The following is a 7,044-nucleotide window of genomic DNA, read 5'->3' as shown; positions in this document are numbered from 1 at the left end:
TCGCGTGCTCGACGCCGCCGATGTACGAGTCGACGGGCGCCCACTTCGCGGCCTCGGCCGACGAGAAGGCCTCGTTGGGGTCACCGGGTGCGAGGAAGCGCAGGAAATACCACGAGCTGTCGACGAAGGTGTCCATCGTGTCGGCGTCGCGCCGGGCGGGCGCCCCGGTCTCGGGATCTGTCGTCTGCATCCACTCCGTCGCACCCCCGAGCGGTGAGGTGCCCTTGGGCGTCAGGTCCAGGCCCTCGGCGTCGGGCAGCGTGAGAGGCAGCTGGTCGGCCGGAACGGGAACGGTGCGCCCGTCCTCGGTGTGGATCATCGGGATCGGCGTGCCCCAGAAGCGCTGACGCGAGATCAGCCAGTCACGCAGGCGATACGACTTCGAGGCGCGCCCGGTGCCGGCGGCGGCCAGCTGCTCGATGACGCGCGCGATGGCGTTGCGCTTGGAGAGCCCGTCGAGCGGACCGGAGTTGATCATCCGTCCCTCGCCGGTCAGGGCGATGCCCGTGGCGGCGGGGTCCAGATCGACGATCGAGGTCGCGAGCGGACCCGGATCGACCGGCACGCCGTCGTCGTCGAGTTCGATGACGGGAATCGCTCCGGTCACGGGAGCCGTCGTGTCAACGACCACTCTCACGGGCAGGTCGAAGGCGCGCGCGAAATCGAGGTCGCGCTGATCGTGAGCGGGCACCGCCATGACCGCCCCGTGCCCGTAGTCGGCGAGCACATAATCGGCGGCCCAGATGGGCAGCCGCTCGCCGTTGATGGGGTTGATGGCGTAACGCTCCAGGAAGACGCCCGTCTTCGGGCGGTCGGTGCTCTGGCGCTCGATCTCGCTCGAACGCCCGACGCGGGTCAGGTAGTCCTGGAAGCGCATGCGCACCTCCGGCGCGGCCCCGGCGGCAAGTTCGGATGCCAGGTCGCTGTCCGGCGCCACCACGAAGAACGTCGCGCCGTGCAGCGTGTCGGGTCGTGTGGAGAAGACTGTGACCGTGCCGGAGTGACCCTCGATCTCGAAGTCGATGTCGGCACCTACCGACCGCCCGATCCAGTTCCGCTGCATGCGGATCACCTTCTGCGGCCAGAAGCCCTCGAGCTGATTCAGATCGTCCAGCAGTCGGTCTGCGTAGTCGGTGATCTTGAAGTACCACTGAGTCAGCTTCTTCTTGACGACCTCAGCGCCGCAGCGCTCGCAGCGACCGTCGACGACCTGCTCGTTCGCCAGCACCGTCTGGTCGTTCGGGCACCAGTTGACCGGGCTCTCCTTGCGGTACGCCAGGCCGCGCTCGTACAACAGCTGGAAGAGCCACTGGTTCCATCGGTAGTACTCCGGGTCGCTCGTGTGCAGGATGCGCGACCAGTCGTAGGAAGAGCCGTACTCGCGGAAGCTCTTCTTGTGCTGCTCGATGTTCGCGTACGTCCACTCACGGGGATCGGCACCGCGCTGGATCGCCGCATTCTCAGCGGGCAGCCCGAACGAATCCCACCCGATCGGGTTCAGGACGTTATAGCCGCGATGGCGCCAGAAGCGTGCGACGACATCCACGTAGGCATAGCTCTCCGCATGGCCCATGTGCAGGTCGCCAGACGGATACGGGAACATGCCCAGGACGTACTTGCGCGGACGCGAGTCCTTCGCTCCTCCGGCCCGGAAGGGGTCGGCCTCGGCCCAGCGCGCCTGCCACTTGCCCTGGATGGCGTAGGCGTCGTAGCCACCGCCGCCTGCGGGCGCGGTGGTGTCGGGCGGGAGGGTCTGGGACACGTGACGGACCAATCGTGGGAAGGAAGATGCGGCGCGGAGCGCACCTTCCAGGCTACCGGACCGCCGCAGTCACCATCCGGGCGGCAGATCGGCGCCGATCGCGGCCAGCGGGCCGCGCGCCTTGATGCCGACCTCGGCGACCTCGGCCGCGGCATCCGAGCGCCACGTGATCCCGCCGCCGGCGCCCACGTACGCTCCGCCGGGGTGCATGACGATCGAGCGGATCACCATCGCGAGGTCGAGCGCGCCGTCGTCGCCGACCCACCCGAAGCAGCCGGCGAACAGGCCCCGCGGCCCGCGTTCGAGCTCGTGCAGGATCGTCATCGCCGACAGCTTCGGCGCACCGGTCATGCTGCCGGCCGGAAAGGTCGCATCCAGCAGCTCGCCGACGGTCACCCCCGCTCGCAGCGTGCCGGAGACCGTGCTCACCAGCTGGTGCACCGCGGGATACGACTCGACCTCGAGCAGGCCCTCGACGCCCACCGAGCCGGGCTCGCTCACTCGGGAGAGGTCGTTGCGCATCAGATCCACGATCATGACGTTCTCCGCGCGCTCTTTCTCGTTCTCGCGCAGCTCGGTGGCGAGCGCGGCATCCGAGACCGGATCCGCGCCGCGCGGGCGGGTTCCCTTGATCGGGCGGGTGCGGACCACGCCCTCCCTCACCTCGAGGAACCGCTCCGGGCTCGCGCTGGCGAGCGCCACATCCCTCGTCCGGATGAGTCCGCCGTGGTGGGCCGGTGTTCGCTCGCGCAGCCGCGCGTACGCGGCGATCGGATCGACGGATGCCGCGACGCTGAAGCGGGTCGTGAGGCAGAGCTGGTACGCGTCGCCCTCGCGGATCGCGTCCCTACAGCGCTCGATCAGCGCGGCGTAAGCCCCGGGTTCATGGCGCCCGTACGCCCGAGCCGGCTCGGGGGCGGGGGCGGCCGGGGGCGCGGGCGCGTGGGCGACGAGTTGGGCGAAGGCACCCACTTCGTCGGCGGGAGCGACCGCCCAGGCACGACGGCGCGCGTGGTCGAAGGCGACGAAGCGCTGGACGCGCAGCCACTGCTCGCCGGGCACTGCTGGGTCGACGGTGCTCACCGGCGCGCCGGCGCGGGCGGCGGCACCCTCGTAGCCGATCCAGCCGATCCATCCGCCGCGGAAGCGACCCGCCTCCCACGCGGAGCCGGCATCGGCGTGCGCCAGCCGTTGCGATCGCACGGGTCCCGGCTCGTCCGGCACGCCTGTGCCCACCCAGCTCCAGCCCGCCTCGGCGGCCGGCCCCGCATCCAGCCAGAAAGAGTGCGGCGACCCTGCGCCAACGGAGGCGAAGACGGATGCCGGGTCCTGCCAGCCCTCGAGCGGCAGGGCGGTCAGCGGCTTCGGCATGCTCCCAGGCTAGAGGCCGACCCTGCCGCTCTAGGCTCGGAGTGTGAACGAGTTCCTCACGTGGCTGCTCGACGCCGTCCAGAGCGTCGACCCCGTGCTGCGGACCGTCCTGGCCGGCCTCGCCATTCTGCTGGAGACGAGCGTGCTGATCGGCCTGTTCGTGCCCGGGGACACCGTCGTGATCATCGCGGGCACCGCCGTGGCGTCTCCCCTGGAGGGGGTCGTACTCGCCGCGGCCGTGGTGATCGGTGCCCTGATCGGCGAGAGCATCGGCTTCTGGCTCGGCCGCTACCTCGGCCCGAAGATCCGGCATTCGCGCCTGGGCAGACGGATAGGCGAGGAGAACTGGGAGCGCTCTGAGCGATACCTCCGAAGGCGCGGCGGCCCCGCGATCTTCGTGTCCAGGTTCCTGCCGGTCCTGCATTCCCTCGTGCCGCTCACCGTCGGAATGAGCGGCTTCTCGTACCGGCGCTTCCTGGCGTGGACGATCCCCGCCTGCGTGATCTGGGCCGGTCTGTACGTGACCGTCGCCGCGCTCGCCGCGGGGACTTACCGCGAACTGGCCGATCGCCTGCACTTCGCCGGCTACATCTTCGTCGGCATCATCGTGGTCTTCCTCCTCCTGGTCTTCGTGAGCAAGAAGGTCATCGAGCGCGCAGAGCTCAAGAACCTCGGCGACGACGAATCGGGTCGTGACGTCGCGACCGGGTCGGTCGGGCCTGCGGAGGACGTGAAAGACTGAGCAGGTGCCGCATACCACCACGACGACGCCCCCGCTTCCGAAGGTGCTGTGGCTCGCACGGCTCGAGTACCGTTTCCACGCCTGGCGCGAACGCAGGGCGCGCGCCCGCGGTCTGACCCCCGTCGCGACCCCCTTCCCCGGGTACGGCGGACCGGAGTGGGTGCGAGTCCTCGGACGCGTGCTGATCGTCCCGCCCGTGCCGACATCCGGATCGGCGGAGTACGAGAGCGTGCGCGGCTGGCGGAGCTTCGCGGCCGTGCCCGTGGGTTTCGCCCAGGTGCGCGTGATGATCGGGGATGCGACCCACGAGGTCGTCGCCGACCGCGGCGGCGTGATCGACGCGGTCATCCCGGCGCGGCTGGAGTCCGGCTGGCAGACGCTCACGATGTCGGTCGAGGGCGGAGAGCCCACGGAGACGCGCGTGTTCATCGTGGGGTCGGATGTCCGGTTCGGCGTCGTGTCCGACGTCGACGACACGGTGATGGTGACGGCGCTTCCCCGACCGCTCCTGGCCGCATGGAACTCGTTCGTCGTCAACGAGCATGCCCGCCAACCGGTGCCGGGCATGGCGGTGCTGATGGAACGGCTTGTGCGCGACCGGCCCGGAATCCCGGTGATCTACCTCTCCACCGGTGCCTGGAACGTGGCGCCCACGCTCATCCGCTTCCTGCGGCGTCACCTGTTCCCGTCCGGCGCCGTGCTGCTCACCGACTGGGGTCCGACGCACGATCGCTGGTTCCGCAGCGGCAAGGCGCACAAGCTGTCGAACCTCCGGCGGCTGGCCACGGAGTTCCCTGACCTCAAGTGGCTCCTGATCGGCGACGACGGGCAGCACGACGACGAGATCTACACGACCTTCGCGCGCGAGAGTCCCGGCAACGTCGCGGCGGTCGCCATCCGCCGACTCTCGCCCGCCGAAGCGGTGCTCGCCGGAGGCCGAACCGCCGTCGACGACCACTCCGCCGCAGCCGTCCCGTGGGTGACGGGGTCGGACGGAGCCGGGCTGGTCGAGCGGCTCGAAGGCGTCGGTCTGCTGGAGGCTTGAGCGCCGTTCTGGATGTCGGCGAGCCCGCGTAGGCTCTCTGGCATGTGCGGACGGTTCGTGGTGGCCAGTGTGGGTTCGGAGCTGGTCGGTGTGTTGCGCGTCGATCTCGAGAGCGATGACCTGCCCGAGCCTTCATTCAACATCGCCCCGACCGCGCCGGTCGCGATCGTCCTCGATTCCGCCAAGACCGAGCCGCCCACCCGGCGTCTCGAGACGGCCAGGTGGGGGCTCGTTCCGTCCTGGGCGAAGGACCCGAAGGTCGGCGCCCGAGCGTTCAACGCGCGGTCCGAAGAGCTCGAAGACAAGCCGATGTTCCGCAAGGCCCTCGAGAAGCGGCGCGCTGTCGTTCCGGCGTCCGGCTACTACGAGTGGAAGCTGGTGGACGGTGTGAAAATCCCGCACTACATCCATCCGGCCGACGGTTCGCCGCTCTTCCTGGCCGGCCTCTACGAGTGGTGGAAGAACCCGGAGCTCGCTGATGACGACGCTGCGAAGTGGATGCTGAGCTTCACGATCCTCACGCGTGACTCGATCGGTCACCTCGGGTCCATCCACGACCGCATGCCGCTGTTCCTCGACCCCGACCACGCCGATGCCTGGCTCGATCCGACGACCGACAACGTCCGCGACGTGCTCGACGCCGCGATCGACGCCGCGCCCGCCGTCGCCGACACGCTCGAGGACCACGTCGTGTCGAAGGCCGTGGGCAATGTCCGCAACAACTCCCCCGAGCTCATCGAACCCGTTGCCGAGTAGCAGCTGCGCGATCGCGGATGCTCAGCCGGCGGGAGCGCAGTCGGCACACGGGATCAGTCCACGCCCCTGGGCGGCGAGCGCCAGGCGTGCCTGCGTCACCCGAAGCGCTGCTTCGTCGAGCCGCTCCTGAGACAGCGTCCCCGCCTCCACGGCAGCGACGATCCCGTCGACGATCAGCGAGGCCGAGTCGGGCGTGGAGAACATCACGGCCAGCACCACATCATTGCCCGCCGCCAGTGCCGCCACGGCGTTGGCGACGGGATCCTGGTAGCCGGGCTGACCCGAGGCCTGCAGCATCCCCAGATCGTCCGTGACCGCGATGCCGTCGAATCCGAGCTCTTCGCGCGCGATGCGGTGCCATTCCGCCGAGAGTGACGCGGGGGCTGGGTCGACGGCGGTGTAGGAGAGGTGACCGAACATCAGCACAGGGGCTCCGGCGTCGATGCCGGACTGGAACGGCACGCCGTCCGCGGCAGCCCACTCCTGCAGAGACATCCCGGTGGAGGGGATGCCGGTGTGCGAGTCGCCGGGAGCGGCCCCGTGCCCCGGGAAGTGCTTCAGAGTCGACATCGCCCCGCCCCTCTCCCCGCCCACTGCCGCGGCCACGCGTTCCGCACCGGCCGTCGGCTCGGTGCCGAGCGCACGGCGATAGATGAACATCGACCGATCGCCCGTGACGTCCGCGACGATTCCGAAGTTCACACCGATCCCGGCCCGCTGGACGAGGGCCGCGCGCGCGGCGAACGCGTCCCTCGTCGCCTCCGCAGGGAGATCCTTGAGGGTTACCGCCGATGGGAAGACGTCCCACGGCAGCCGCGAAACGTCGCCGCCCTCCTGATCGATCGCGATCAGCGGGGGCAGGGCTGCATCCAGCGTCAGCGCGGCTGTGAGGGTGCGCAGCTGCCCCTCGCTCTCCGGGATGTTCGCGCCCATGAGGATGAACCCGCCGATGCCCGTGCCCGCCATGTAAGCGGCGAGGTTCGCGGCATCCGTCGTCGGGATATGGCCCATCACCACGTTCGCGGCCTTGTCGCGCGTGGTCATGGCCGACACTCGATCGGATGCCGCCCGGCCCGGCCCCTCGGTCGCGACGACGCGGACCGTGCCCTGCGGGGCGGCGTCCGACGCCAGGGCTGCTGTGCGCGCTCCCGCCCACGGCGCCACGGAGCCGAGGAGGATCAGGACTCCCAGCGCTCCCGTGCTCAGCGACCGCCGCATCGAGCTCATCCTGTCAGCCTAGGCTCCGTTTCCGACGCCGAGCGGGCGGACCGACAGCACTCAGTGGCGCGCGACGATGGCTGCGGCGTCCGTGCGACGCGGGAGGACCCCGTACTGCGCCGCGCGGTCCTCGCCCAAGCGCGCCGCGAG

Annotated in this window: 6 protein-coding genes; 3 read left to right on the top strand and 3 right to left on the bottom strand. The window is 70.1% G+C overall.

Translation table 11 applies throughout. The features are described from left to right. Window positions 1-1,762 (bottom strand): leucine--tRNA ligase (gene leuS, locus VFX99_RS00975; protein WP_329664452.1); only part of this gene is annotated, 1,762 nt, incomplete at its 3' end. A 69-nt stretch (window positions 1,763-1,831) separates the two neighbouring features. After that, window positions 1,832-3,133, bottom strand: a complete 1,302-nt coding sequence (gene pabB / locus VFX99_RS00970) for an aminodeoxychorismate synthase component I (protein ID WP_329664451.1) — start codon at window positions 3,131-3,133, stop codon at window positions 1,832-1,834. A gap of 43 nt (window positions 3,134-3,176) precedes the next feature. Here pabB and VFX99_RS00965 point away from each other — a divergent pair, with 43 nt between their 5' ends. Genes VFX99_RS00965 through VFX99_RS00955 form a run of 3 tightly spaced genes read left to right on the top strand, consistent with a single transcriptional unit; the run spans window position 3,177 to window position 5,676 of the window. Beyond that, a complete protein-coding gene (locus tag VFX99_RS00965; protein WP_329664450.1) occupies window positions 3,177-3,875 on the top strand; it encodes a DedA family protein in 699 nt (232 codons plus the stop codon). A 4-nt stretch (window positions 3,876-3,879) separates the two neighbouring features. Further along, on the top strand, window positions 3,880-4,920 hold the full coding sequence (locus VFX99_RS00960; protein ID WP_329664449.1) for an App1 family protein: 1,041 nt from the start codon (window positions 3,880-3,882) through the stop codon (window positions 4,918-4,920). A 42-nt stretch (window positions 4,921-4,962) separates the two neighbouring features. After that, window positions 4,963-5,676 (top strand): SOS response-associated peptidase, encoded by a 714-nt coding sequence (locus tag VFX99_RS00955; protein ID WP_329664448.1) that lies wholly within the window; start codon window positions 4,963-4,965, stop codon window positions 5,674-5,676. A 21-nt stretch (window positions 5,677-5,697) separates the two neighbouring features. Here the strand turns inward: VFX99_RS00955 and VFX99_RS00950 are convergent, their stop codons facing one another. Next, the gene (locus VFX99_RS00950; protein ID WP_329664447.1) at window positions 5,698-6,903 is read right to left on the bottom strand and encodes a glycoside hydrolase family 3 N-terminal domain-containing protein; all 1,206 of its coding nucleotides are present in this window, start codon (window positions 6,901-6,903) and stop codon (window positions 5,698-5,700) included. Window positions 6,904-7,044: the final 141 nt, after the last annotated feature.

It is taken from the genome of Microbacterium sp., assembly GCF_036277215.1.
GTDB lineage: Bacteria > Actinomycetota > Actinomycetes > Actinomycetales > Microbacteriaceae > Microbacterium.
The sequence above is the reverse complement of the archived record's forward strand: the minus strand, read 5'-3'. Positions and strand labels throughout refer to the sequence as shown.